This window comes from Streptomyces sp. NPDC005566, assembly GCF_040605575.1.
In the GTDB taxonomy this organism is placed as follows: domain Bacteria; phylum Actinomycetota; class Actinomycetes; order Streptomycetales; family Streptomycetaceae; genus Streptomyces.
Window position 1 is genome coordinate 108,036 of record NZ_JBEXDB010000003.1, and the last position, 26,143, is coordinate 134,178.

19 protein-coding genes are annotated in these 26,143 nt (G+C 70.3%); 3 read left to right on the forward strand and 16 right to left on the reverse strand.

Features of this window, described 5'->3' with window-relative positions; all coding sequences use genetic code 11:
• Positions 1-134: 134 nt before the first annotated feature.
• The 8 genes from tmk to ABZS61_RS05860 all read right to left on the reverse strand — a co-directional run bounded on the left by tmk (position 135) and on the right by ABZS61_RS05860 (position 14,327).
• Entirely contained in the window at positions 135-3,260 is a 3,126-nt protein-coding gene (gene tmk / locus ABZS61_RS05825; RefSeq protein ID WP_356416692.1) for a dTMP kinase, read from the reverse strand.
• Between the two features lie 244 nt (positions 3,261-3,504).
• The gene (gene topA, locus ABZS61_RS05830) at positions 3,505-6,354 is read right to left on the reverse strand and encodes a type I DNA topoisomerase (protein ID WP_356416694.1); all 2,850 of its coding nucleotides are present in this window, start codon (positions 6,352-6,354) and stop codon (positions 3,505-3,507) included.
• Between the two features lie 282 nt (positions 6,355-6,636).
• Complete coding sequence (locus ABZS61_RS05835) at positions 6,637-6,834, reverse strand: hypothetical protein (protein ID WP_356416696.1); 198 nt, start codon at positions 6,832-6,834, stop codon at positions 6,637-6,639.
• A gap of 1,130 nt (positions 6,835-7,964) precedes the next feature.
• Positions 7,965-9,479, reverse strand: a complete 1,515-nt coding sequence (locus ABZS61_RS05840; protein WP_356416698.1) for a methyltransferase — start codon at positions 9,477-9,479, stop codon at positions 7,965-7,967.
• A gap of 168 nt (positions 9,480-9,647) precedes the next feature.
• The gene (locus ABZS61_RS05845; protein ID WP_356416700.1) at positions 9,648-10,334 is read right to left on the reverse strand and encodes a small secreted protein; all 687 of its coding nucleotides are present in this window, start codon (positions 10,332-10,334) and stop codon (positions 9,648-9,650) included.
• A gap of 282 nt (positions 10,335-10,616) precedes the next feature.
• On the reverse strand, positions 10,617-13,049 hold the full coding sequence (locus ABZS61_RS05850) for a sodium-translocating pyrophosphatase (RefSeq protein ID WP_356416702.1): 2,433 nt from the start codon (positions 13,047-13,049) through the stop codon (positions 10,617-10,619).
• Positions 13,050-13,317: 268 nt separating this feature from the next.
• On the reverse strand, positions 13,318-13,767 hold the full coding sequence (locus ABZS61_RS05855; protein ID WP_356416704.1) for an ATP-binding protein: 450 nt from the start codon (positions 13,765-13,767) through the stop codon (positions 13,318-13,320).
• Positions 13,768-13,973: 206 nt separating this feature from the next.
• Complete coding sequence (locus ABZS61_RS05860; RefSeq protein ID WP_003967428.1) at positions 13,974-14,327, reverse strand: STAS domain-containing protein; 354 nt, start codon at positions 14,325-14,327, stop codon at positions 13,974-13,976.
• Between the two features lie 79 nt (positions 14,328-14,406).
• On the opposite strand from ABZS61_RS05860, the gene ABZS61_RS05865 reads away from it, so the two are divergent.
• Entirely contained in the window at positions 14,407-16,899 is a 2,493-nt protein-coding gene (locus ABZS61_RS05865) for a DEAD/DEAH box helicase (protein ID WP_356416706.1), read from the forward strand.
• Positions 16,900-17,294: 395 nt separating this feature from the next.
• On the opposite strand, the gene ABZS61_RS05870 is transcribed toward ABZS61_RS05865, so the two are convergent.
• The 7 genes from ABZS61_RS05870 to ssd form a co-directional block, all read right to left on the reverse strand.
• On the reverse strand, positions 17,295-17,732 hold the full coding sequence (locus ABZS61_RS05870; RefSeq protein ID WP_356416708.1) for an Rv3654c family TadE-like protein: 438 nt from the start codon (positions 17,730-17,732) through the stop codon (positions 17,295-17,297).
• Between the two features lie 13 nt (positions 17,733-17,745).
• A complete protein-coding gene (locus ABZS61_RS05875) occupies positions 17,746-18,162 on the reverse strand; it encodes a TadE family type IV pilus minor pilin (RefSeq protein ID WP_356417154.1) in 417 nt (138 codons plus the stop codon).
• Between the two features lie 10 nt (positions 18,163-18,172).
• On the reverse strand, positions 18,173-18,349 hold the full coding sequence (locus ABZS61_RS05880) for a DUF4244 domain-containing protein (protein ID WP_356416710.1): 177 nt from the start codon (positions 18,347-18,349) through the stop codon (positions 18,173-18,175).
• Positions 18,350-18,467: 118 nt separating this feature from the next.
• Complete coding sequence (locus ABZS61_RS05885; protein ID WP_356416712.1) at positions 18,468-19,277, reverse strand: type II secretion system F family protein; 810 nt, start codon at positions 19,275-19,277, stop codon at positions 18,468-18,470.
• A complete protein-coding gene (locus tag ABZS61_RS05890; protein WP_356416714.1) occupies positions 19,274-20,119 on the reverse strand; it encodes a type II secretion system F family protein in 846 nt (281 codons plus the stop codon). Before ABZS61_RS05890 ends, ABZS61_RS05885 begins: the two co-directional genes overlap by 4 nt.
• Before the next feature lie 23 nt (positions 20,120-20,142).
• Positions 20,143-21,291: a TadA family conjugal transfer-associated ATPase gene (locus tag ABZS61_RS05895; protein ID WP_356416717.1), complete on the reverse strand. Its 1,149-nt coding sequence runs from the start codon at positions 21,289-21,291 to the stop codon at positions 20,143-20,145.
• The gene (gene ssd, locus ABZS61_RS05900) at positions 21,288-22,427 is read right to left on the reverse strand and encodes a septum site-determining protein Ssd (RefSeq protein ID WP_356416719.1); all 1,140 of its coding nucleotides are present in this window, start codon (positions 22,425-22,427) and stop codon (positions 21,288-21,290) included. The genes ABZS61_RS05895 and ssd overlap by 4 nt, the downstream gene beginning before the upstream one ends.
• Before the next feature lie 500 nt (positions 22,428-22,927).
• Here ssd and ABZS61_RS05905 point away from each other — a divergent pair, with 500 nt between their 5' ends.
• Positions 22,928-23,767 (forward strand): HAD-IB family hydrolase, encoded by an 840-nt coding sequence (locus ABZS61_RS05905; protein WP_356416721.1) that lies wholly within the window; start codon positions 22,928-22,930, stop codon positions 23,765-23,767.
• 422 nt (positions 23,768-24,189) lie between these two features.
• Here ABZS61_RS05905 and ABZS61_RS05910 read toward each other — a convergent pair whose 3' ends face one another.
• Positions 24,190-25,014 (reverse strand): oxidoreductase, encoded by an 825-nt coding sequence (locus ABZS61_RS05910; protein ID WP_356416723.1) that lies wholly within the window; start codon positions 25,012-25,014, stop codon positions 24,190-24,192.
• A gap of 102 nt (positions 25,015-25,116) precedes the next feature.
• On the opposite strand from ABZS61_RS05910, the gene ABZS61_RS05915 reads away from it, so the two are divergent.
• A complete protein-coding gene (locus tag ABZS61_RS05915) occupies positions 25,117-26,112 on the forward strand; it encodes an ATP-binding protein (RefSeq protein ID WP_356416725.1) in 996 nt (331 codons plus the stop codon).
• Positions 26,113-26,143 lie beyond the last annotated feature (31 nt).

Genomic DNA, 26,143 nt, shown 5'->3' on the forward strand with positions numbered 1-26,143 from the left:
GGAGCCGGACGGCTCCCGAGCCTCGGGAGCTCGCGGACTCCCCGGCTCCTGGGCCTCACGGTCTCGCGCTTCCGGGTTCCGGGTTCAGGGCTCGGGTTCCGGGTTCGGGGCTCAGGTTCCGGCCCCGTTCCCGGTCAGCGGCGCGGCCGGCGCCCGTCCCGCCCGGAGGTGCCCGGGTCGTCGTCCTGGCCGCCGAGGAGTTCGTCGGCCAGGGACGGCAGATCGTCGAGCGGCGTCTCCTCCGCCCAGTCGGAACGAGGACGCTTCTTGGCGCCCGTACGGCCCTGAGCAGCACGCCCGGCCTGCGGGTCGTCGCTGACCTGGGGCAGTTCGCGGGTGCGCTCGTTCTCGTTCTCGCCCGGCGCGGCACGGCGCTCGTCCCGGAAGACGCCCGGCGGCACCCGGTCCGCCGGGTCCTCGTCCCGCACGGGCGGCAGGACAGCGGTCTCGTCCGCGTCACGGGCCGGACGGACCGGACGGTCTGCCGGACGGTGCGCCGGACGGTCTGCCGGACGGTGCGCCGGACGGTCCGACGGCTGGGCGAGCGGGACCGGCTGCGTGATCTCGTTCGGATTCACGACCGGGGTCGGAACCGTGAGCTCGTTGTCCGGTGCGGACGGCGCGGACCGCTTCCTCGCGGCCTCGTCCGCCTCGGCCCGGGCAGCCTCGGCCTCCGCACGGGCAGCAGCCTCGGCCTCGGCGCGGCGGCGGGCCTCCTCGGCCCGTACCAGCGCCTCCTCCGCCTTGCGCTGCTTCTCCAGGCGCAGTTCCTCCGCCTCCTGGCGCAGCCTGGCCTCCTCCTGCGCCTGCCTGCTCAGCCGCGCCTGCTCGGCCTCGCGCACCCGCTCCTCGGCCTCGAGGCGGGACCGCTCCTCCTCCGCACGGCGACGGGCGTCCTCGGCGCGCCGGCGGGCCTCCTCGGCCTGCCGCTCGGCCTCGCGCTGCCGCGCGTCCTCCTCCTCGCGGCGCCTGCGCTCCTCCTCCTCGGCGCGGAGCTTGGCGAGCTGCGCCTGCCGCTCGCGCTCCAGCCGCTCCTCCTCCGCCTTACGGGCGGCCTCTTCCTCGGCCTTGCGCCTGGCCTCCTCCTCGGCTGCCCTGCGGGCCTCCTCCTGAGCCCTGACCTCGGCCTCGGAGAGCGGGAGGAGCTGGTCGAGCCGGTGACGTACGACCGTGGTGATCGTCTCCGGCTCCTGGCCGGCGTCCACCACCAGGTACCGGGACGGGTCGGCCGCGGCAAGGGTGAGGAAGCCGGACCGAACCCGGGTGTGGAACTCGGCCGGCTCGGACTCCAGCCGGTCCGGCGCCTCCGTGAAACGTTCCCGCGCGGTCTCCGGGGCGACGTCGAGGAGCACCGTCAGATGCGGAACGAGACCGCTCGTCGCCCACCGCGAGATCCGGGCGATCTCGGTCGGGGAGAGGTCGCGGCCCGCGCCCTGGTAGGCGACGGACGAGTCGATGTAGCGGTCCGAGATGACGATGGCGCCGCGCTCGAGCGCCGGGCGGACGACCGAGTCGACGTGCTCGGCGCGGTCCGCGGCGTACAGCAGGGCTTCGGCCCGGTTCGACAGTCCGGCCGACGACACGTCCAGCAGGATCGAACGCAGCCGCTTGCCGACCGGAGTCGCCCCCGGCTCGCGCGTCACGACGACCTCGTGGCCCTTGGCCCGGATCCACTCGGCGAGCGCCTCGACCTGAGTGGACTTCCCGGCCCCGTCACCGCCCTCCAGAGCGAGGAAGAAGCCGTTCGAGGCAGGCGCGACCGCCGGGTCGCCACCACGGAGCGCCTCCCGCAGATCACGGCGGAGCGGCACCCCGGCGCGGTCGTCCGTCTTGGCGAGGACGATCACGGCGACCGGCAGCAGCAGGGCGCCGATGAGCATCAGCGCGAACGCGGCCCCGCCGTGGGCGAAGACGAAGTCTCCGGAGCCCAGCCGGTGCCGGCCGATGGCGGCGGCGAGGAGCGGGCCGCCCACCGCGCCGAGCGCGACCAGCACCCGGACGACTGCCTGGAGGTGCTCGGTGCTCCTGGCCTGCCGGAACTCCTCGGTCTCCTGCTCGACGATCACATGCCCGACGTGCGCGGCGACACCCGCCGAGTAGCCGGCGAGCAGGGCGATCAGCAGCCCGGTCGCCGTGTCCGGCACCAGGCCGAGCGCGAGGAGCGCGATGCCGGTGACGGCTGTGGACAGGGCCAGCAGCCTGCGCCGCGACAGGGCAGGAAGCACCTTCTGCGCGGTACGGATTCCGAGCGCGGTGCCCCCGGTCAGGACGAGGATCAGCAACGCGAAGGTGGCAGGTCCGCCGCCCATGTCTGCCGCGTGCAGTACGGAGACGGCCGCAGCGGCGGAGATGGCTCCGGCGACCGCGGCGGACGCGGCGACGACGAGCGGTGCCGTGCCCGTGCGGCCCTTGTCCCGGCCCGTTCCGGTGGTCGGCCTGCGCAGGCCCTCCAGCGGAGAACGCGGGCGGGGCGTCGGAATGCCCGGCAGTTCGAGGAAGTACAGGGTCGAGATCGAGGCAGAGAAGAGGCCTGCCGCGACGTACGAGCCGAGGGCGGCCTGGTGGAAGGAGAACCAGTCGAGCCCCGTCCCGAGCAGATTGCCGACCAGTGTCGCGACCACGAGGACGGCCGCGGCCGCGGGGATCGCAAGGAAGTTCGTCCGCAGGGAGAGCCTGCGCAGAGCGTCGAGGTGGTCGGGCAGGGGGCGCACCGTGGCGCCCTCCGGGGGCGGGGCGGGGAGCAGTGCGGGGGCCGCGCTCTCCTTCGCCACCGTCCACAGGCGCTCTCCGACACCGGTCACGAAGACGGTGATCAGGATCATCATGAGCGCCTTGTCCGGCATCCAGTCGATCCACAGCGGCGCGACGACCAGCAGCGCGAGCCGCAGCCCGTCCGCCCCGATCATCAGCCAGCGGCGGTCCACCGGACCGCCGGGCGCCGTGAGCGCCGTCAGCGGCCCCAGGAGTACGGCTCCGAAGAGCACGGTGGAAATAATCCGGGCACCGAACACGGCGGCGACGGCAAAGGCCGCCCCGCGGTATCCGGCCCCGAATGAGCCCTCAAGGACCGCCGCCTGCAGCGACAACAGCACAAGCACAAGAACGGCGAGTGAATCGCCGATACTGCCGACGAGCTGGGCGCTCCACAACCGCCTGAGCGGGGGAACACCCAAAAGGGCTCGTACGGCGCGCTCGCGTGAGTCTGCGGCAAGTGTGTCGGAGGTGGGGCTCACGACCGGTAGCTGCTCGGCTCGCGTCATCCGCCCAGCCTATCGGGAGCGGTGCGGTGCTCGGGGGCCGCGTCCGAACATATGGCCGCCGGCTGCGGGCTGGGGCTCTCGCGGCAAGGCCCGGCTCATGGTGGGCCTGACGCGCGGTGCGCTCGCCCCACCCCCGCCTTCCCCGCCCACGCTTCAGGCCCGGGCTCCCGCCCGGACCCTCCACAGCATGATCTTCCTGAACCCAGGGGTGGAGCTCCAGCCCTTGGGGTTCAGGAAGCGCGGATCAGTCCTCCGAGGACGACGCCGCGGGGGCGGTCTTCTTGGCCGGAGCCTTCTTGGCCGTGGCCTTCTTCGCCGTCGTCTTCTTCGCCGCGGTCGTCTTCTTCGCGGCCGTCGTCTTCGCCGCGGTCGCCTTCTTCGCGGGCGCCTTCTTGGCCGGGGCCTTCTTCGCCGTCTTCTTCTTGGCGGGTCCCTTGGCGCGCTTCTCCGCGAGGAGCTCGTAGCCGCGCTCCGGCGTGATGTCCTCGACGCTGTCGTCGGTCCGCAGCGTCGCGTTCGTCTCGCCGTCGGTGACGTACGCGCCGAAGCGCCCGTCCTTGACGACGACCGGAGCACCGCTCACCGGGTCCGTGCCCAGTTCCTTCAGCGGCGGCTTGGCGGCGGCCCGCCCGCGCTGCTTCGGCTGGGCGTAGATCGCGAGGGCCTCGTCGAGCGTGATGTCGAAGAGCTGGTCCTCGGACGTGAGCGAGCGCGAGTCCGTCCCCTTCTTGAGGTACGGACCGTAGCGGCCGTTCTGCGCGGTGATCTCGACGCCCTCGGCGTCCTCACCGACGACCCGGGGCAGCGACATCAGCTTGAGCGCGTCTGCCAGCGTCACCGTGTCCAGCGACATGGACTTGAAGAGGGAAGCGGTCCGCGGCTTCACCGCGTTCTTGCCGGTCTTCGGGGTGCCCTCGGGCAGTACCTCGGTGACGTACGGGCCGTAGCGCCCGTCCTTGGCGATGATCTGATTGCCGGTGACCGGGTCCGCACCGAGCTCGAAGTCGCCGCTCGGCTTGGCCAGCAGCTCCTCCGCGTACTCCACGGACAGCTCGTCGGGTGCCAGGTCCTCCTGCACATCGGCGCGCTGGTGCCCCTCGGAGTCCTTCTCACCTCGCTCGATGTACGGGCCGTACCTGCCGACCCGGAGCTTGATGTCGTTGCCGACGGGGAAGGAGGAGATCTCCCTGGCGTCGATCGCACCGAGGTCGGTGACGAGCTCCTTCAGACCGCCGAGGTGGTCGCCGTCGCCGTTGCCCGCGTCGGAGGCCGCCCCCGCACCGGCCGCGCCTTCGGCACCGGCGCCGAAGTAGAAGCGCCGCAGCCACGGCACGGACTGGGCCTCACCCCGCGCGATGCGGTCGAGGTCGTCCTCCATGCGCGCGGTGAAGTCGTAGTCGACGAGCCGGCCGAAGTGCTTCTCCAGCAGGTTGACCACGGCGAACGAGAGGAACGACGGCACAAGAGCCGTGCCCTTCTTGAACACGTAGCCGCGGTCCAGGATGGTCCCGATGATCGAGGCGTACGTCGACGGGCGGCCGATCTCGCGCTCTTCGAGCTCCTTGACCAGCGAGGCCTCGGTGTAGCGGGCCGGCGGCTTGGTGGCGTGGCCGTCGACCGTGACCTCGTCGGCGGTCAGCGCGTCACCCTCGGCGACCTGCGGCAGGCGCCGCTCGCGGTCGTCGAGCTCGGCGTTCGGGTCGTCCGCGCCTTCGACGTACGCCTTCATGAAGCCGTGGAAGGTGATCGTCTTGCCGGACGCGGAGAACTCGGCGTCCCGGCCGTCGCTCGCCCGGCCGCCGATCTTGACGGTGACGGAGTTACCGACGGCGTCCTTCATCTGGGATGCGACGGTCCGCTTCCAGATCAGCTCGTACAGCCGGAACTGGTCGCCGGTGAGGCCGGTCTCGGCCGGGGTGCGGAAACGGTCGCCGGACGGGCGGATCGCCTCGTGCGCCTCCTGGGCGTTCTTGACCTTCCCGGCGTAGACGCGGGGCTTCTCCGGGAGGTAGTTCGCCCCGTACAGCTGCGTGACCTGCGCGCGGGCCGCGGAGATCGCGGTGCCCGAGAGCGTCGTGGAGTCGGTACGCATGTAGGTGATGAAGCCGTTCTCGTACAGCTTCTGCGCGACCTGCATGGTGGCCTTGGCCCCGAAGCCCAGCTTGCGGCTCGCCTCCTGCTGGAGGGTCGTCGTACGGAACGGCGCGTACGGCGAGCGGCGGTACGGCTTCGACTCGACGGACCGTACGGCGAACGTGGAGTCGGCGAGCGCGGCTGCCAGGGCCCGGGCGTTCGCCTCGTCCAGGTGCAGCGTCTGGGCGGAGCCCTGCTTGAGCTGTCCGTCGGGGCCGAAGTCGCGGCCCTGGGCGATACGGCGCCCGTCGACCGCGCTGAGGCGGGCGGTCAGCGTCGAGGGGTCGGACGCGTCACCGGTGCGGCCGGTGGCGAACGTACCGGTGAGGTCCCAGTACTCGGCGGAACGGAAGGCGATGCGCTCGCGCTCCCGCTCGACGACGAGGCGGGTGGCGACGGACTGGACACGGCCCGCGGACAGCCGCGGCATGACCTTCTTCCACAGGACCGGCGAGACCTCGTAGCCGTAGAGGCGGTCAAGGATACGACGGGTTTCCTGGGCGTCGACCATGCGCTGGTTCAGCTCGCGCGGGTTGGCGACGGCTGCCCGGATCGCGTCCTTGGTGATCTCGTGGAAGACCATCCGGTGGACCGGGACCTTGGGCTTGAGCACTTCCTGCAGGTGCCACGCGATGGCTTCGCCCTCGCGGTCCTCATCGGTGGCGAGGAAGAGTTCGTCGGATTCGGCAAGGAGCTGCTTGAGCTTCCTGACCTGGGCCTTCTTATCGGCGTTGACGACATAGATGGGCTGGAAGTCGTTGTCGACGTCGACGCCGAGACGGCGTACCTCACCCGTGTACTCGTCCGGCACCTCGGCCGCGCCGCTCGGCAGGTCGCGGATGTGCCCGACGCTCGCCTCGACGACGTATCCGGGGCCGAGGTAGCCCTTGATCGTCTTCGCCTTGGCAGGCGACTCGACAATGACGAGTCGGCGGCCTGCGGTCTCGCTGGTCGGGGACAACTTCGCTCTTCTCTCCGGTCGGCTCTCGTGGGGCATCCGGGCAGCGCAATGACGCTGCTCCCGGTGCTGTCGCTGCGGAGTGTGACGGTACAACCCGCCCCCGTGTCAAACGGCAAAAGCCCGCAACGGCCACTCGAACGGTAACCCGACTTCCGCCATTCCTGCCGCCCGGACTGCCCGGTCCGCGCTTCGCAGCACTGTCGCCTGCGGGTTTCGGGGTGCTGTCGCGGTGCCTGCGGGGCGGTGGCAGGGCCGGTGAGTCGGCCCTGCTGGAGATCTGGATCAGATGCGGGTGAAGCACCACACGCCGAGGACGAGGAAGAGTACGCCGAAGAGCGTGGCGAGAGCGGTGGAGGCGACGGGGCTCACACCGTGCGCCACCGGCGCACGGTGGATGGTGCGCGCCCCTGTCCAGATCAGGAGGGCGGTGCCGAACAGCGCGAATGCCGATCCGGCGAAGACCGCTGTGACGCTCTCCATGTCCCGTACCCCTCGAACTCGTCGCATCGGCTGTCGCACGGGTACCAGGCACCGGCCCGCACTCAGGGGACGGTGCCACGCCGGGGCGTCGCCGATGCGAACCCCGGGTGAACAACACGCCCCGAAGGCGATGTGCATCACGTCGGGAATCGCGCGGCGGCGGCTCCCGCGCTCCCATGCGGCGAGCGAAGCCACGAGCAGCTCACGACTCTCCCCGGCCGCAAGCTCCCCCCGGGGCGCCCGCGGGCCGACCCGCCGACTGCGGCCACCTGTCCGGCGGCTCCGCGGCATGAGTGAGCGGAAGCACGTCCTTGGCGGCCCGCAGGTGCCCGGGCAGGGTGGCGCGCACATTCGCCCCGGTCGGCAGGGCGTAGGGATCCAGCCACATGCGACACGAGGAAGGCATCCCGTCATCGAAGCCCGAGCGCCCGAGGGCCGGCCCGAACGCCGAGCAGCCCGCGGACGCGGCGAGCAGGACGGTGGCCAGGGCCGGGCACCGCCCTGAGCGGAATCCGGAGACCGAGCCGCAGCGAGGCAGCCGTAAGCGTGAAGACGCTGTTCAGCCGGCCGTTGAGCGCATACGGCAGGGCGCGGTCGAATCAGAGCGGAGCGCAGCGATAGGAGCTGAGAAGGGCCGCGCCAGGGTGCCGTACCAACTCTCACGTGCGGTGGCCACGTGCCGTCGGAGACGCATGCTGTGCAGAAGGGTCACGGCGTTGCCGAGCGGATGGAACCGGTCGTCGGCGACCGCGAGCCGTCGCCCTGTGAAGAGGGCCTGCGAGCGCGTCGGCGATGCACAGCAGAAGAAGGGGCGCCGCCGGCAGCGGTCCCGCCGTCCCGAGCGTCTGGACGCGGACGGGCACGGCGGCAAGGAAGCACGCCGGATGCTGTCGCGGCCGCCCTGTTCGCCTCGACTCCTGGGAAATCGCGTTCCTGGACACGCGACTTGAGCCGGGAGGGGTGCCGAGTGCAACGGTCGCGCCGCCCGCAATCACCTCTGCCGGTTGCGCGACCCGTCGGCTCAGCCATGTACCGGGTCGTCAGAAGCACAGTGGTGCCGCTGGTGGGCAGCTCCGCGACGGGGTGCCCGCCTCGTCCGGCTCGATCCGGGCCGCGGGCCTCCACCGCGCTCACGCGCTTCCCCTCACGGGCTCCAGGAAGCCCTCCTCCACCAACAGCCGGATCGCCTGCGGGGTACGGTCGCGCAGCAGCACCGGGTCCTCGGCCATGAGCTGGGCGATGGCGTCCAGGATCCTGCCCGCGGGCAGCGAGCCGTCGCACACGCCCGCGAAGCCGGCCCCGACCGCATCGACCTTGGTGGCCCGTCGCATCCCGCGGTTCTGACGCAGCACCACGTGCTCCGGGTCCTCGGCGCCCGGCAGGCCGACCTGCTCCTGCACCACCTCGGCGGAGAGGGTGAAATGCGCTGCCAGCAGCGCGGCGTCGTCATGCTCACGCAGATAGTCCTGCCGGACGAAATGGGCCTCGACGGCCGGTCCGAGCGGCTGCTCCACGGAATGCGGCCACTCCTCGATCACGACCGACGGGTCGCCCGCAGCTGCGGCAGCGGACTTCCTGAGCGTGATCCACCCGAACCCGACGGCCTTGGTGCTGAGGGCCTCGAACTCGTCCAGCCAGGCCTCGTACCGCTCGGCGTAGGCCGCAGGTTCCGTGCGGTGGTCGCCGCTGTCGCGCAGCCAGAGCTCGGCGTACTGCGTGATGTCCTGTACCTCGCGCTGCACGATCCATGCGTCACAGCCCTGCGGCACCCAGGAGCGCAGCCGGTCCTGCCACTCCTCGCCCTCCACGTGCTGCCAGTTGGCGAGGAACTGCGCGTAACCCCCCTCGTTCAGACGGTCGCCGGCCTGCTGCACCAGCGTCCTGCACAGGTCGTCGCCGCCCATGCCGCCGTCGCGGTACGTCAGCCGGGCTCCCGGCGAGATGACGAAGGGCGGGTTCGAGACGATCAGGTCGTACGTCCGCGTGCCGACCGGCTCGTACAGGGAGCCCACGCGCAGATCGGCCGGAGCGGCGCCGGACAGGGCGAGAGTGAGCCGCGTGAACTCCAGGGCGCGGGGATTGACGTCCGTGGCCGTTACCCGGGTGGCGTGCTGGGCGGCGTGGAGAGCCTGGATTCCGGACCCCGCACCGAGATCGAGGGCGGAGGCGACGGGCCTGCGCACGGTGATCCCGGCGAGCGTCGTGGACGCCCCGCCGACTCCGAGGACGACCGCCTCCTCGTGCGAGCCGATCCCGCCCGCGCCGCCGACAGCACATCCCAGGTCCGAGACGATGAACCAGTCCTCGCCCTCGGGCCCGCCGTACGGCCGGACGTCGACGGTCGCTGTGACGAGGTCTCCCTCACGGATCACCCAGCCGTCCTCCACGCACTCCTCCAGCGGGAGCGCTGCGGCTGCGCGGGCGGCCGGGACGGGGCTCTGCAGAAGGAACAGCCGCACGAGCGTGTCGAGCGGCGAATCCCCGCGGGTGGCCCGGAGTGCCGGGACGGTCTCGCTGCGGGCGAGCGCGGCGTAGGCGGGCGCGCCGAGCCGCTCCAGGAGGCCGTCGGCGGTGAACGCCGCAGAGATCAGGGCCTCGCGGAGCCGGGGGGTGCGGGCGGATGCGGGAAGGCTGGTCGTACTCACCCGCCCATTGTGTCCGCTCCCACGCGCAACGGCAGCGGTCCGGCACCCACGAGGGGCGACCGGACCGCTGCGAGCGCGGTCCGGCGGCGGCTTCTCATCCGCGGCACGCCCCTCGCTCGGAGCCGATTTCTCGTTCGGCTACGACCTTCTTCTCTGCTTCCCGCTCCGCTACGACTTCTTGCTCGCCGAGGCGGAGGGCGACGCCGACTTCGATGCCGAGGGCGAGGCCTTCGCTGCCGAGGCGGACTTCGATGCCGAGGGCGATGCCTTCGCTGCCGAGGCGGACGGAGCGGCCGCGGGCGGGGCGGAGGCCGTCGGCTTCTGGCAGCCCTTCTGCTTCGCCATCGCGGAACCGACCTCGCCGGACTGGAGCTTCTTCAGAGCCTGGTCGCCGTTGGTGCTGATCTTGTTCAACTCGTCGGCGATGCCCTTGAGGCCGTCGGCAAATTTCGCCTGGTCCTCCGTGTCGAGCGCGTCGACCTTCGTCTTCAGGCCCGCATAGGCCACGGAGGAGGCGTTGAGCTCCTTCACGGCCTCCTGCTGCGTGGTCTCGCCATCGTCCACGGGCGGCGGGCCCGCGGAGTCCACGGCTGTGCCCAGCGCCTTGTACGCCTGCGAGATCTGCTGGAAGGCGGCCGAGTCGGTCTTCTGGACGTCGGCGGGCTTGCTGTTGTCCGCCGTCTGCTGCTGGATCGCGGCATTGGCGTTCGCGATCTTCTGCAGCTGCGGCTGGACCTGGTCGCAGACCTTCTTCGCCCAGTCGTTCACCTTGTCGTCGCCGTCATCGCTGCAGCCCGACAGTGTCAGTACGAGTACCGCTCCGCCGGACAGTGCGGCTGCAAGCTTCTTGTTCACCGGATTGGGTCCCTTCCAAGGCTCTCGGCCCCGGAACTTACACGCCAAGTGGGCGACATTCTGGCGCCGGGCATCCGATGTACGTGCTTTTGCAGCCATTTGCACCAAGGAGAACGAGGGAGATACAACTCACCTGAACGCCCGGCCACTCGTGCTGACACTCCCTCGCACGAGTGGAGTCTCCCGAGCACGGAGAGGGGCGGACGGCACATCAGAATGTGCCGCCCGCCCCTGCTCTGACCAGGTGCTACCTACGCGGGCACCCGCCCTTCTCCGTACCGCTCACGAAACAGCAGCAGGATCAGTGGACTTGGCGGGGCGTCCACCGTCGTCGTCGGATCCGTCGTCGTCACCCATGGCGATCCCGCGCCGCTTGGAGACGTAGACCGCTCCGATGATGACGACGATGGCGAACACCGCGACCACCGCTCGCACTCCCGCACTCGCGTCATCGCCGTAGCTGAACTGCACCACCGCAGGGGCGATGAGGAGTGCCACCAGGTTCATCACCTTCAGGAGCGGGTTGATCGCCGGACCAGCCGTGTCCTTGAACGGGTCACCGACCGTGTCACCGATGACCGTCGCGGCATGGGCCTCACTGCCCTTTCCGCCGTGGTTGCCGTCCTCGACGAGCTTCTTGGCGTTGTCCCACGCCCCGCCGGAGTTGGCGAGGAAGACGGCCATCAGGGTCCCGGTGGCGATCGCCCCCGCGAGATACGAGCCGAGCGCGCCGACACCCAGGGTGAACCCGACCGCGATCGGGGCCAGGACGGCGAGCAGCCCGGGGGTCGCCAGCTCGCGCAGCGCGTCCTTGGTGCAGATGTCGACGACGCGCCCGTACTCCGGTTTCTCCGTGTAATCCATGATCCCGGGATGCTCGCGGAACTGACGCCGCACCTCGTAGACCACGGACCCCGCGGAACGGGAGACCGCGTTGATGGCCAGCCCCGAGAAGAGGAACACGACGGCGGCGCCGAGGATCAGACCGACCAGGTTGTTGGGCTGCGAGATGTCCAGGCTCAGTCCCAACTCCCCCGCCTCGGCCCCGACGTCGTCGACCGCCGTCGCGATCGCGTCGCGGTACGAGCCGAAGAGCGCCGAAGCCGCAAGCACCGCGGTGGCGATCGCGATGCCCTTGGTGATCGCCTTGGTGGTGTTGCCGACGGCGTCCAGGTCGGTGAGGACCTGGGCCCCGGCGCCTGTGACGTCACCCGACATCTCGGCGATGCCCTGAGCGTTGTCGGAGACCGGGCCGAAGGTGTCCATCGCCACGATGACACCCACGGTGGTGAGGAGGCCGGTCCCGGCGAGGGCCACAGCGAAGAGCGCCAGCATGATCGATGTCCCACCGAGCAGGAACGCCCCGTAGACACCGAGACCGATCAGCAGCGCGGTGTAGACGGCAGACTCCAGGCCGATGGAGATGCCGGCGAGAATCACGGTCGCCGGGCCGGTCAGGGAAGACTTCCCGATGTCCCGGACGGGACGGCGGTTGGTCTCGGTGAAGTAGCCCGTGAGCTGCTGGATCAGTGCGGCGAGCACGATGCCGATGGCGACCGCGACCAGGGCGAAGACCCGCGGGTCGCCGCCGTGCGAGGAGATCGCACCGTCGGTGACCCCGTCCAGGTCCGCGTACGAGGACGGCAGATACACGAAGACCGCCACCGCGACCAGGACCAAGGAGATCACCGCGGAGATGAAGAACCCACGGTTGATGGCCGTCATCCCGCTGCGGTCGGCTCGCCGGGGGGCGACCGCGAAGATCCCGATCATCGCGGTGAGCACACCGATCGCCGGAACGATCAGCGGAAAGGCCAGCCCGGCATCGCCGAAGGCAGCCTTGCCGAGGATGAGTGCGGCGACGAGCGTCACCGCGTACGACTCGAAGAGGTCGGCGGCCATCCCTGCACAGTCACCGACGTTGTCGCCCACGTTGTCCGCGATGGTGGCGGCGTTACGCGGATCGTCCTCGGGAATGCCCTGCTCCACCTTGCCCACGAGGTCGGCACCCACGTCGGCGGCCTTGGTGAAGATGCCACCACCGACCCTCATGAACATGGCGATCAACGCCGCGCCGAGGCCAAATCCCTCCAGCACCTTGGGCGCGTCGGCGGCGTAGACGAGGACGACGCAGGAGGCGCCGAGCAGACCGAGGCCCACCGTGATCATGCCGACCACACCGCCCGTACGGAAAGCGATCTTCATCGCTTTGTGCGAGACGACGGTGAGATCCTTTTCCGGCTCGCCCTCCGCAGGAGTCGCTTCACGCGCAGCAGCGGCAACACGCACATTGCTTCGCACGGCGAGCCGCATACCGATGTATCCGGTGGCCGCCGAGAAAAGCGCCCCCACCAGGAAGAACAACGAGCGGCCCGCACGCTGTGACCAGTTGTCGGCCGGCAGCAGCAGAAGCAGGAAGAACACGACGACGGCAAAGATGCCGACGGTACGCAGCTGCCGGGCCAGATAGGCGTTCGCGCCCTCCTGGACGGCAGCCGCGATCTCCTTCATCCGGTCGGTGCCCTCACCGGCCGCCAGGACCTGGCGAACCAGCAGCTGGGCCACGACCAGTGCGGCGAGGGCCACGGCCGCGATGACGACGACGATCAGCCGGTTGTCATCAGTGAGTACCGCGGCTGCGAGTGAGGTGGGCCGGCCGGAAGGTACGGAAACGTGCGTCAGTTCTGCGAGTGGGGTGTTGAAGAACTCCGCCATACGTCCTCCTTGACGCTCAGCGCTCAAGACGTGGACGGATTGTAGGGAGCAGAAGCGGATCAAAACAGTGGGTGGTCAATGAAATCGGCTACCGCCCACCCAATGACAAATGATCTCTTCCGGGATTCCACCCGAATACAGTAATGGGACAGCCGCATGGCACCCGTCGGACATTCATAGATCATCGATCAAGCGCACATGAAAAAGGCCCTGCTCAGCAGGGCCCGAAAATTTTGATCACACGTCTCGCAGGAAGCCGCGGCACACCTCAGGGAAGCACGACCGCCGACGCCGTCGGCCACGTCATACGGATCACTCCGCCATCCGTGCCCGAACGGACTTCCACGTCGTCGACCAGCCCGCTGATGACGGCGAGACCCATCTCGTCCTCGACATCGGCATCCGGCTCGTCGAGTCCCCCGGCTCCGCCGCCGTTCGCTCCCGCCGGTGAGGTGTCACTGCCGGGGCCGGGCACTCCGTCGCCGACCTCGATGGAGAACGCCTTCTCCTCCTCGGTCAGAACGACGGTGACCGGAGCGGTGATGTCATGACTGCGGTGCAGCCCGACAGCGCGACTGCACGCCTCGCCGACGGCGAGTCTGACCTCGTCGAGCACCGCCTCGTCGACGCCTGCCCTACGTGCCACGGCGGCTGCCACGAGGCGGGCCGTCCTGACGTGTTCGGGCTGAGCGCTGAAGCGGAGTTCAACGGTTGGCATGCCATCCCCCTCAAACGTACGGGCGTGCTTCTCAGGGGCCCGGGCGTGGCGCCCGGTACCCCTGCTCTCAACTCTCCACCGGAAACCGACGAAGCCGGCAGTCGACCAAAAGGGTCGACCGCCTGCTCCTGGCGGCCCGTCTGCTGCCGCCCGTCGGCCTGTCACAGCCTGCCGACCGGCCTAGGAACGGCCGGCCTGCACCGACGTCAGTCGGTGGCCGCCACAGCCTCGTCGACCGTGGTGTGAATGGGAAACACCTTGGTCAGACCGGTGATCCGGAAGATCTTGAGAATGCGCTCCTGGTTGCACACCAGTCGCAGCGAGCCCTCATGGGCCCGGACACGCTTCAAGCCGCCCACGAGCACGCCGAGGCCGGTGGAGTCGAGGAAATCGACACCTTCCATGTCGACAACCAGGTGGTAGCTGCCGTCATTCACCAACTCGACCAACTGCTCGCGCAGCTTGGGCGCGGTATACACATCAATCTCGCCACCGACCTCGACGACCGTACGGTCGCCACCAGGGCCGGACACATTGCGAGTCGACAGGGACAGGTCCACGGATCCTCCAGCACCTTGCTATCGAGCGGTCGCCCCTCAGTCTCCCCGACGGAGGCCAGGGGACGGATCGCCAGCCGCGATGGCATTCAATCACTTACCAGCAGCCATGCACGACGCCTTGGGACCATTGTCCGTCACGCCAGTGACACACTCGATGCCGATGGCCAAGAATCACCGTCCCAGTCGACCGCCCGCGAGCGGGGGTTCCCGCCCCTCTCCCGACACGGTCCTCGACCGGCTCGCCGCAGGGGCGGGCCGGGCTGCGCGCATCACTCATACGGAGCACTTGCCCCCGCGCGCGGGAACCCATGCCATCTGGCCGGATCGCATCCGGCCAGAAGTGATCGCGGCAATTGCCCGGGCCGGAATCGACCATCCGTGGGCGCACCAGGCCGCCGCCGCCGAGTACGCCCTCGACGGCGAATCCGTCGTGATCGCCACCGGAACGGCGTCCGGCAAGTCCCTCGCCTACCTCGCCCCGGTCCTGAGCACCCTCCTCGACGGCTCACAGGCCCCGAACGGCCGAGGCGCCACCGCCCTGTACCTCGCGCCCACCAAGGCCCTCGCCGCCGACCAGCGGCGCTCGGTGAAGGCGCTCGCCGCACCGCTCGGCACCACCGTCCGCCCGGCCGTCTACGACGGCGACACGCCGGTCGAAGAACGCGAATGGGTGCGCCAGTACGCCAACTACGTCCTGACGAACCCCGACATGCTGCACCGGGGAATACTTCCCTCCCACCCCCGCTGGGCCTCCTTCCTGCGCGCCCTGCGCTTCGTCGTCATCGACGAATGCCACACCTACCGCGGCGTGTTCGGGTCCCACGTGGCCCAGGTACTACGCCGTCTGCGCCGCCTGTGTGCCCGCTACGGCTCCGATCCGGTCTTCCTCCTCGCCTCCGCCACCGCGGCCCAGCCCTCGGTCGCTGCGGGCCGTCTCACGGGCCTGCCCGTCAAGGAGGTCGCCGACGACGCCTCGCCCCGCGGCGAGACGGTCTTCGCCCTCTGGGAGCCGCCGCTGACGGAGCTGCACGGCGAGAAGGGGGCTCCCGTCCGCCGTACCGCCACGGCCGAGACCGCCGAGATCCTGACCGATCTGACCCTCCAGGGAGTCCGCTCGGTCGCCTTCGTACGCTCCCGGCGCGGCGCCGAGCTCATCTCCGTCATCGCCAAGGAACGCCTGGCCGAGGTGGACCCCTCCCTGCCGAAGCGGATCGCCGCCTACCGCGGCGGCTACCTGCCCGAGGAGCGCCGCGCCCTGGAGCGCGCCCTGCACTCCGGGGAGCTGCTCGGACTGGCCGCCACCACGGCCCTGGAGCTCGGCATCGACGTCTCGGGCCTGGATGCCGTCGTCATCGCCGGATATCCGGGTACCAGGGCATCCCTGTGGCAACAGGCCGGGCGCGCCGGACGCTCCGGCCAGGGCGCCCTGGCCATCCTCGTAGCCAGGGACGACCCGCTGGACACCTTCCTCGTCCACCACCCCGAGGCCCTGTTCCAGCAACCCGTGGAGTCGACGGTCCTCGACCCGGACAACCCGTACGTCCTCGCCCCGCACCTGTGTGCCGCGGCCTCGGAGCTCCCGCTCACCGAAGCCGACATCGCCCTCTTCGGCCCCGCGGTGCCCGAACTGCTGCCGCAGCTGGAGGCGGCGAAGCTGCTGCGCAGACGGGCGGCGGGCTGGCACTGGACCCGCCGCGAACGGGCCGCCGACCTCACCGACATCCGTGGCGGCGGCGGTCGCCCTGTCCAGATCGTCGAGGAAGGGACCGGCCGGCTGCTGGGCACCGTCGACGAATCGGCCGCACACACCGCGGTTCACGAGGGCGCCGTCCACCTCCACCAAGGACGCACCTACCTGGTCCGGAAACTGGATCTGGAGGACTCGGTGGCCCTCGTCGAGGAAGCCGTCCCGCCGTACTCGACCACCGCCCGCGACACCACCGCCATCGCCGTGCTGGAGACCGACACCGAGATCCCGTGGGGCGACGGACGGCTCTGCTTCGGCTCGGTGGAGGTCACCAACCAGGTCGTCTCCTTCCTGCGTCGCAGGGTGATCACGGGAGAGGTCCTCGGCGAGACGAAGCTCGACCTGCCGCCCCGCACCCTGCGCACCCGTGCCGTGTGGTGGACGGTCACCGAGGATCAGCTCGATGCGGCCAGGATCAATCCCGAGATCCTCGGTGGCGCCCTCCACGCCGCCGAACACGCTTCGATCGGGATGCTGCCGCTCTTCGCCACCTGCGACCGCTGGGACATCGGCGGTGTCTCCGTACCGCTTCACCCGGACACGCTGCTCCCGACCGTTTTTGTGTACGACGGCCACCCGGGCGGCGCCGGATTCTCCGAACGGGCCTTCCACACCGCCCGCACGTGGCTGACGGCGACCCGCCAGGCCATCGCTTCCTGCGAGTGCGAGGCGGGCTGCCCCTCCTGCATCCAGTCCCCCAAGTGCGGCAACGGCAACGAACCGCTGCACAAACGGGGTGCCGTTCGCCTGCTCACCGAACTCCTCAGAACCGCACTCCCGGACCCCGGAGACGACCGTCCCGAGACGAAGCCCGCCGAAGGCTAGACACTCGTACGGCGGTCCGGGCCGGGCAGGTGGTGCAGGGCTGTGTCGGCGCCCCAGGGCTGTGCCTGCGTTTCAGGGCTGAGCCGACGTTTCAGGGCTGAGTCGACGTGCCGGGGTCGCAGGGCAGAGCAACAGGTCCGCAGGGCCGGGCCGGTGCCGGGTTCCCGGGGCGGTGTTCTGAGCCGGTGGGGGTTCCTGAACGTGGTGGAGTCTCGGGCGGGTCCCGGGCCGGTGGGGTTGCGGAACGTGGGGGCGGAGTCCCGGGGGGGCGAACCGGCGGGCGTTGCGGCACGCAGCAGAATCCCGGGCGCCGCAGAGCTGGTCGGTGTCGCAGACCCAGTCGGCTTCGCTTCTCCGGCCGACGCCGGCGTGGCGGACGGCGGCAGAAGCTGGCCTTACGGCAGTGGCGTGGCAGACAGCGGTGCGGCGGCGGCCGACAGCGGCGGCGGGTTGGACGGCCCGGCCACCGATGGCCCCGCTCGGGACCTGACCTGCGGCGTGTACGGGCCAAAGCGCGCGCGGGCCGTCACGTCGGCAATCTCGCCCTGGATCGCGCACCGCACCACCTCCGCCCCCTGTGCGCCCGCTACACGCCTCGCCGCCCCGCATGCCTCAGATGCGCCGCGCAGCGCGCCGTCCGCCGCAGCGAGGGCCGCCAGGTCCGCCGCACCGGCCGCCTTGTGGCGGGCAGCCACGGCCTGCCCCAGCGCAAGCACCACCGCGAACACCGCGCACAGCGTCGCCGTCGTCATGGCAACCCATACGGTCGCCAGCCCTTGGTCCCGAGGCCTGGCCCTCTCCCCCGGCCCGCGCCTCTCCCCAACCCCCTTCACGCCTCTTCCCCTTTCACGACTCCGCGCCCGCCGGCTCGGCTCCGACCATGTCCTCAGCCGACGCAACCGCTACTGCACTCAACGTCAGAGCAAGCGGCCCCGGCCCCGGCGTCGGAGCCTCCACCCGGACCTGCCACAGCTCCCCGGTCCGCTGCACAGCGACCCGTGCCCGGCCCGGCGCCGATTCCCGCACCGCGGCGAGCACCGCCGCCTCCGGCTCCGAGCGTGCCGCCGCACGCGCCCCGGCCCGTGCGGCGTCCACACATCTGATCTGGTCCGCGGCCGCAACCAGTGCCCACACCAGGGCCAGGGCGAACGCCACCAGCACGGGGATGGCCATCGCAGCCTCCGCCGTCACAGCGCCGCGATCCCGATCCCGGCCCCTGGGTCGGTCCCGGTCCCGGCCGCGGTCCCCGGGTCGGCCCACCATCCGGTCCGACTCAGAACTTCGCATCGAGCGCGTCCTTGATCAGCGACTGCATCGCCGCCAGGACAGGCCCGCTGGTGACCACCTTGTAGAGCACTGCCGCGAACGCACAGGCCGCGATGGTTCCCACCGCGTACTCGGACGTAGTCATCCCTCGGTCCTGCCGGCGGGACCGGACAGACCTGTCCATCCACACACGGCGCACCACGCTCAGCGCTCGACCCATGACGTTCTTTCCCATCTCGGCCCCCGTTGATCTTCGAATTTGGTTCAGAGCGGATGCCCGAACAGGGCACCCGTGACTTCTGTCAATTGCCGTGCAGCAGGCCTGCCGCAAGCCCGATCACCACCGGCGCCACCCCCACCGCCAGAAAGGCGGGCAGGAAGCAGAGCCCGACGGGGGCGGTGATCAACACGCCCGCACGCTGGGCACGTGCCACGGCGGCACTCGCCCGCTCGGCACGCATCTCGTCGGCCAGGCGGGAGACCGCCTCCGCTGCCGGCGCCCCCGTCGCCCCGGCCCGTTCCAGACAACGGGCCAGTGGGCCGGCGCCCGGTATTGCTCCGAACCGCCCCCACGCATCGGCTGGTTCGCCCCCCAGCCGGATCTCAGCCGCCGTGCGGGCCAGCCGGTCGCCGACCGGACCGCCTATGGATTCCCCAACAGCCTCCGCAGCCTCCCGCGGACCGGCGCCCGCCGAGATGCAGGCCGTCAACAGATCTGCCGCCAGGGGCAATTGCCGGGTCACTACCGCGGCCTCGGCCGCCGCTTCCCGAGCACCGGCCTCTCGACCTCGCGCGGATCGCTGCCACCGCCACACCCCGTAGGCCGCAACGAGCCCGACCACCCAGCCGGCCGGCCCACCGACGAGGATCCAGCCGGTCGCCCAGACGCCCAGGAGCATCGCCCACCGCTGGGCACGGCCCCTGCCCCCCACTCGCTGGAACCGCCACACCCGCCGCGGACTTCCGGAGCAGACGGCCAACAACAGCGCACCCCGTCCGCGTATCGCCCGCTCCTGCCGCCTTCCGGCAAGGGCCAGGGCCGCATACACAGCCGCGCCCAGAACCGCTCCGGCAACACCGAGCCGGTGTACCTCTTCGGGGAGCCAGCTCACGGCGCCTCCCCTGCCCGGACGATCCGCCCCGCCCAGAACAGCCCCGCCGCCTCCAGCAGGCCACCTGTCACCAGACAGGCCAGTCCTCCCGGGCTGTGCAGCAGCACCCTCAGCGGGTCCGCACCGAGCGCCGCCCCCAGCCCCAGGCCCACCACCGGCAGCAAGGCCAGCACCACGACCGTCGACCACGCGCCCGCCAGTTGCGCCCGCAGCTCCTCCCGCCGACGCCGCTCGGCCTTCAGGGCCGCTTCCACACGGTCCAGACCGGCGGCGAGACCTGCCCCGCCGTCGACCGCCACCCGCCAGCAGGCCGCCACCCCTGCGAGCCCGTCCAGGCCTGGTCCGGCCGACGCCTGACGTAATGCGCCGGGCACATCACCGCCGAACCGCGCAGCCGCCAGCACCGCGGCCTCCGCCCTGCCCAAAGCCCTCGCGTTCCGTCCGGCGGCGAGCAACGCCTGCCCCGGCTCGCGTCCTGCCCGGAGCTCACCCACCACAGCCCCACAGAGCGCCGCCACCGCTTCGGCCGCCCGCTCCCGCTCACCCCGCAACGCCCGCCGCCGCAGCCATCGCCGCACCAGAGGCACCGCCGCCGCCCCCGCGAGCAGGGGCAGCACCGATTGCCCAAGCACCGCGAGAAACACCACTACAGGGGCACACAGCCATTCACGTCTCGTATCGAAGTGGGTCCGGACCACGGCCCAAACGGCCCCAAGCCCCCACCGCTGCGGTCCTCCCGCCCCGAACAACGCCCGCGCCCGCCGCACTCCCGGATCCCGTAGCACCGTCAACCCGCCCGCCAGGCCCGCGCAGACGGCCATGACCAATGCCAGTGCGTGCATCAGGGGACCCGGGCCGGCAGTTGTCACAGCGCACCCCCGACGAGCGACCCGAGCTGCTCCCAGCCGCGGTCCCGGACGAATCCATCAGCGCTCCAGCGCAGCGCGGGCACCGTGACCACGAGACCCGCCGGATCCCGCTCCAGCACGTGCACTTCGGCGAGCTTCCGCTGCCCCGCGCGGTCCCGTACGAGATGGAGCACCACGGACAGCGCGGCCGCCAACTGGCTGTGCAGCGCGGCCCGGTCGAGCCCCGCGGCAGTCCCCAGGGCTTCCAGGCGGGCCGGGACGTGCTCTGCAGCGTTGGCGTGCACCGTGCCGCATCCACCTTCGTGTCCGGTGTTCAGCGCGGCCAGCAACTCCGTCACCTCGGCGCCTCGAACCTCTCCCACCACCAGCCGGTCGGGTCGCATGCGCAGGGCCTGGCGAACCAGGTCCCGCAGCGTCACCCGCCCCGCCCCTTCCTGATTGGCAGGGCGCGACTCCAGGCGCACCACGTGCGGGTGGTCCGGGCGCAGTTCCGCCGAATCCTCGGCGAGCACGATGCGTTCCTGCTCCCCGACTGCGCCCAGGAGGCTCGACAGCAAGGTCGTCTTGCCCGCACCGGTCCCTCCGCTGATCAGGTACGAGACCCTCGCCTCGACCAGCGCCGTCAGGAACCGGTCACCGCCGGGCGGAACCGTGCCCGCCCCGACAAGCTCCGCAAGAGCGAAGGCCCGGGGCCGAACCACCCGCAGCGACAGGCATGTCGATCCCACGGACACCGGCGGCAGCACCGCATGCATCCGCGTCCCGTCGGGCAGCCTCGCGTCCACCCACGGCCGAGCGTCGTCCAGTCGGCGTCCTGCTACAGCGGCGAGCCTCTGCGCCAGTCTCCGGACGGCTGCCGCATCCGGAAAAGTGACTCCGGTCAGCTCGAGTCCGCCTCCCCGGTCCACCCACACCCGGTCCGGCGCGGACACCAGTACGTCGGTCACCGCCGGGTCAGCCAGCAGCCTTTCCAGTACTCCCGTACCGACCAGTTCGCCGCGCAACTCCTCGGCCGCTCCCAGTACTTCCGCATCGCCGAGCAGGCGGCCCTGCGCCCTGAGGGCGGCCGCCACGCCGGCCGGGGTCGGTGCCTCGCCGCTGCGGGCAAGGCGCTGGCGAACCGCGTCGAGCAGTGCCTCTGTCATGACACGCCTCCCCCGGAACGCCCTGCGACAAGGCCGCCCCCGCTGCCCGGGGCGTCCGCCAGATCCCAGAACGCCGTACAGAACCGGGCCAGTGGACCGCGGGGATCGGACCCCGGCGGCCTGCCACCGTCCTGTGACGCCGACAGCCCGGTTTCCCGGGGCAGATCTCCGACAAGGGGGAGGCCGAGCGCGTGGGCCACCCACTGCTCGTCGAGCCCTGCCGCATAGGGGCCCCGCGCGACGACCCGGAGGTCCTCCAGCACCATTCCGGCCGCCGACGCGACGCGTTTGGCTGCCGCCACCGCCCTGAGCTCTCCAGGCACCACCAGCAGCCCGAGATCCAGTTGTGCAAGAGCCTCGGCGACACTTGCGTCGACCCTGCGCGGCAGGTCCACGACGACCACCCCGCCGAGCCGGCGTGCGGCCGCGAGGACCGCCTGCATGGCCTGCGGCGGGATGACCACCTCGTCGTCCCGCCCCCAACTGAGCACGCGCAGGCCGTGCAGCGCGGGCAAGGACTCTTCCAGTGCGCCGCTGCCGACCCTGCCTTTGGAACGGGCGAAATCCGGCCATCGCATTCCGTCGTTCCCTTCACCCCCGAGCAGTACGTCGATGCCGCCACCCAAGGGATCACCGTCGATCAGCATTGTTCGCCTGCCCGACCTGGCTGCCGTCACCGCGAGCGCGCAGGCCAGCGTGGACGCGCCGGAGCCGCCCCGTCCTCCCATCACACCAACGGTGAGCGCGGGACGGCCGACGCCTTCCGCCGCATTGGCGATCTGGTCGACGAGCCAGGCCTCGGAATCGGGAAGCCGCAGGACGTATTCGGCCCCGATCTCCACCGCCCGGCGCCACACGCCCGGGTCGTCCTGGTCCCGCCCGACGAGCATCACCCCCCTCCTTCGGGCCGCGCCCCGACACCGGAGGGCCGCGTCATCACCCACCAGGACCATCGGGGCCTGTTCCCAGCCGCCCCTCCGTCCGAGGGGACCCTGATGAACTTCCGGCACCGCCCCGGCAGCCGCGCACAGCCTCAGCAGGTCGTCCAGCAACTCCACGTCCTCGGTCACGATCAACGGTCCGCCCCGCCGCTCGTCATCGATCCGCAGACCTTCTTGTACGAGGGATCCAGCCACGATCTCCGCCCCCTTCTCACTGCCCCTTCAGCACGGTTCGCGGCGATCTCGGACCGATCCGAGAAGCGCGATTCCGGAACCCGCGGACTTCGCGGGTGGAATCAACATGCAACTCCTCGGAAAAACATGTGGATCTTGCTCAAAAGCTGTGGACAACTTCAGCGTTGTGAATATCTCGGTAGCTCATACCGGCGACTTTCGCAGCGCATCCCTCCCACTACACAGCGTGACGGGACATGCTTGAGTGAGCCCTCGACAGAGTCCGGGCCCGTACAGGTGCGAAGGGAGGGAAGGCTTGATTCCAGGTGGCAGAAATGCGTCCGGACATGCGACGACCCCCGCCGGGGGGGAGAGCGGGGGTCGTCCCCACGGCCGACTCGGGGGGGGAGGAGTCGGACCGGGTTAGCACGGTCGCGAACGATCCGTGACTTCCATGGTGTACCCGAGAGCCTTCTCAGGCAAACCCACCCGCCGGAGTTTACGCCGAATGGTGGGCCCCTATGCTCACGTTTGTGGAAAACTGCTTCTCGCCGCGCACCGCAGCCTTCTTTGACCTGGACAAGACGGTCATTGCGAAGTCATCGACGCTGACCTTCAGCAAGTCCTTCTACCAAGGCGGGCTGATCAACCGCCGTGCCGTACTGCGCACCGCGTACACACAGTTCGTCTTCCTCGCCGGGGGCGCCGATCACGACCAGATGGAGCGGATGCGCGAATATCTCTCAGCACTCTGCAAGGGATGGAACGTCCAGCAGGTCAAGGAGATCGTCGCCGAGACTCTTCACGACCTGATCGACCCGATCATCTACGACGAGGCGGCAACCCTCATCGAGGAACACCACGCGGCCGGGCGGGACGTGGTCATCGTGTCGACCTCGGGCGCCGAAGTCGTCGAACCGATCGGCGAGCTGCTCGGCGCCGACCGCGTCGTCGCGACCCGGATGGTGGTCGGCGATGACGGCTGCTTCACCGGCGAGATCGAGTACTACGCCTACGGGCCGACGAAGGCCGAGGCCGTCAAAGAGCTCGCCGCATCGGAGGGATACGACCTTTCGCGCTGCTACGCCTACAGCGACTCCGCCACCGATGTACCGATGCTGGAGTCCGTCGGCCACCCCCACGCGGTCAACCCTGACCGAGCATTGAGGCGCGAGGCCGTCCTCCGGGAATGGCCGATTCTCGTCTTCGATCGACCGGTCCGCCTCAAGCAGCGACTGCCCGCGTTCTCGATGCCGCCGCGCCCGGCTCTCGTGGCCGCCGCAGCAGTCGGAGCCGCCGCCCTCGCCGCGGGACTGGTCTGGTACACCAACCGCCGCCGCGCCGCCTCAATCACCACCTGACGGCTGCCACCCCGACCGGACACCGGAAGGAGCCTCACGACGGCTGGGCAGCCACAACCGGACAGTGTCCGACTCACCCTTATTTGAACCTAAAAGTAAAGAAGTGCGGCCAGGACTTCCGCTACTCCCGGTCCTGGAGTACAAAGGATTCAACGGCCCGCGAGACCAAGGACGTCCGAGAGGATGACCTTCGAACGCAGAGTTGGCCCCACGGACCGCGCATGAAAGCCGAGCACCCACGCGACGTCGACCCGTCGATTACGGGCCAGCCGCACCAGGTAACGGGCAAAGCACCTGACCTGATGGGCATATATCGAGGACGCTTGGTAACTGGGCGGACATGCCAGCGGCGGTACCGGAATCGGTACCGCCGCAACCCTTTTCCGGCACCGCGCCAAGCGCGTTCGCCGGGCGCCGGTGCCTTACGCAGCACCTCGCTGCAGTGCTTCGCACACCGCCGTCGACTCCCTGGTGCCCAGCTCCACCGAGCGCCCACAGTGTGCGATCCAGGCGGCCATGCCCTCCGGCTTCCCGGAGAGGTAGCCTTCGAAGCCCGCGAGGTACGCCGCCCGCCCCTGCTCCGCATGGCCCACTTCGGCGGGGCAGATCGACTTCGGGTCGAGTCCGCTGCCGATCAGCACGATCCGTTCAGCGGTGCGGGCCACCAAGCCGTTGTGCGAGCCGAAGGGGCGCAGCGCCAGCAGTTCACCGTGCACGATCGACGCCGTCACCAGCGCAGGCGCCTCACTCCCGGCGATGATCAGCTGAGACAGCCCTTCCAGACGCCCTGCGACTTCATCGGCGTCCGGAACAGGCGCTTCGATGAGCGGCTCGTCCACCGACTCACCCGACAGCCGAGGGCGCCCGACGGCATCGTCACGAGTCGCCCCACCGGCCGCCACCAGATGCAGCCGCGCCAGAACCCGCAGTGGCGACTGCCGCCAGATGGAGAGCAACTGCCCCGCCTCCGCGGTCAGCCTCAAAGCGGCCCCGATCGTGCGCGCCTCGTCCTCGCCGCTGAAGTCCGTACGCCGCCGAACCTCCTCCAGATTCCAGTCCGCGCCCGAGAGCGCCGCTGAGCCACGCGCACCCCGCAAGGCCGCCTCCGCGGTGACCTCGTTACTGCGGCGACGCATGACACGGTGGCCGTACACCCTGTCCACGGACTTGCGTACGGAGTCCACCGCATCGGCGACGCCCGGCAGGGCGCCCAAGGCAGCAAGCGGGTCTGAGGCAGTCGTACTCATAAGTAGGGAGGCTACGCGCCCCCTGCACGGTTCCTCCCCCGGAGTGGCCTTCTTCACGAACCTTGACAGCGGGGAGCGACAACACCGCTACCCTAGGTGAACATGAAGATCGCTTTCGTGGGGAAGGGCGGCAGCGGCAAGACCACGCTGTCCTCGCTCTTCATCCGCCACCTCGCTGCCAATGAAGCCCACGTCGTCGCGGTGGACGCCGACATCAACCAGCATCTCGGGGCCGCGCTGGGCCTGGAAGAGACGGAGGCCGCCGCCTTGCCCGCCATGGGGGCGCAGCTGCCTCTCATCAAGGACTACCTGCGCGGTAGCAACCCGCGCATCGCGTCCGCCGAGACGATGATCAAAACAACACCACCGGGCGAGGGCTCACGGCTGCTGCGGGTCCGCGAGGACAACCCCGTCTACGAAGCCTGCGCACGGACGGTGAGGCTCGATGACGGGGACATCCGGCTGATGGCCACCGGCCCGTTCACCGAGTCCGACCTCGGGGTGGCCTGCTACCACTCCAAGGTCGGAGCGGTCGAGCTGTGCCTCAACCACCTGGTCGACGGTCCGGACGAATACGTAGTGGTCGATATGACGGCGGGATCGGACTCGTTCGCCTCCGGGATGTTCACGCGTTTCGACATGACATTCCTGGTGGCCGAGCCGACCCGGAAGGGAGTCTCCGTATATCGCCAGTACAAGGAATACGCACGGGACTTCGGCGTCGCCCTGAAGGTCGTCGGCAACAAGGTGCAGGGCGAGGACGATCTCGAATTCCTGCGCGAGGAGGTCGGCGACGACCTGCTGGTCGGCATCGGCCAGTCCAACTGGGTCCGGACCATGGAGAAGGGCAGGCCGGCCCCGTTCGATCTGCTCGAGGCCGACAACCGGATGGCCCTCCAAGCCCTGCAGAACGCCGCGGAGGACTCGTACGAACAGCGCGACTGGGAACGCTACACCCGCCAGATGGTGCACTTCCACCTGAAGAACGCGGAGAGCTGGGGCAACGAGAAGACCGGTGCCGACCTGGCCGCCCAGGTCGACCCCGCCTTTGTACTGAAGGAACGCTTCACGGACGTAGGCGCCGCCCAGCCGGCCTGACCGCCGCCCAGCGCCCTCCCTACCACCCAGC